General features: G+C 66.9%; 1 protein-coding gene and 1 pseudogene. Both read left to right on the forward strand.

Going from position 1 to position 1,092, the window contains the following annotated elements; translation table 11 throughout:
* A partial coding sequence (locus tag EN742_RS35735) for an AMP-binding protein (protein ID WP_148670563.1) occupies positions 1 to 903 on the forward strand: 903 nt, incomplete at its 5' end.
* A pseudogene (locus tag EN742_RS35740) lies at positions 903 to 1,092 on the forward strand (MOSC N-terminal beta barrel domain-containing protein); the annotation flags it as partial. The gene EN742_RS35735 and the pseudogene EN742_RS35740, both read left to right, overlap by 1 nt.

Below are 1,092 nucleotides of genomic sequence, written 5' to 3' on the forward strand. Positions count from 1 at the left end.
GTCAACATCTTCTACACCGCGCCGACGGCGCTGCGCGCCCTGATGGGCGCCGGCGATGCCCATGTGACGAAGACCTCGCGCAAGTCGCTGCGCGTGCTGGGCTCGGTCGGCGAGCCGATCAACCCCGAGGCCTGGGAGTGGTATTTCAACCTCGTCGGCAACGGCAAGGTTCCGATCGTCGATACCTGGTGGCAGACCGAGACCGGCGGCATCCTGATCACGCCGCTGCCCGGCGCCACAAACCTCAAGGCCGGCTCGGCGACGCGGCCCTTCTTCGGCGTCAAGCCGCAACTGGTCGACGGCGACGGCAAGGTGCTGGAAGGCGCGGCCGACGGCAATCTCTGCATCACCGATTCCTGGCCTGGCCAGATGCGCACCGTCTATGGCGATCACGATCGCTTCGTGCAGACCTATTTCTCGACCTACAAGGGCAAATACTTCACCGGTGACGGCTGCCGCCGTGACGACGACGGCTATTACTGGATCACCGGCCGCGTCGATGACGTCCTCAACGTGTCCGGCCACCGCATGGGCACCGCGGAAGTGGAATCGGCGCTGGTCAGCCACGACAAGGTTTCGGAAGCCGCCGTCGTCGGCTACCCGCACGACATCAAGGGCCAGGGCATCTACTGCTATGTCACGCTGATGGCCGGCGAGGCAGCGAGCGACGGGCTGCGCAAGGAGCTTGTCGACCATGTCCGTAAGGAGATCGGCGCCATCGCCACGCCCGACAAGATCCAGTTCGCGCCGGGCCTGCCCAAGACCCGCTCGGGCAAGATCATGCGCCGCATCCTGCGCAAGATCGCCGAGGACGATTTCGGCGCGCTCGGCGACACCTCGACGCTGGCCGACCCGGCCGTCGTCGACGACCTCGTCGCCAACCGGCAAAACAAGAGGAGCTGATGGCCGACGCGGCGGCACGGGGCACGGTTAGCCAGCTCTGGCGCTATCCGGCGAGCTCGCTCGCCGGCGAGCGCCAGCATGCGATCGAGGTCGGAAGCCGCACCGTCGATGGCGATCGGCTGTTCGGCCTCGTCGATGCGACCAGCGGCGAGATCGCCCGGCCCGACCGGGAGGCGAAATGGCACAAGG

The sequence above is a fragment of the Mesorhizobium sp. M4A.F.Ca.ET.020.02.1.1 genome, from assembly GCF_004022645.1.
Taxonomy (GTDB): Bacteria; Pseudomonadota; Alphaproteobacteria; order Rhizobiales; family Rhizobiaceae; genus Mesorhizobium.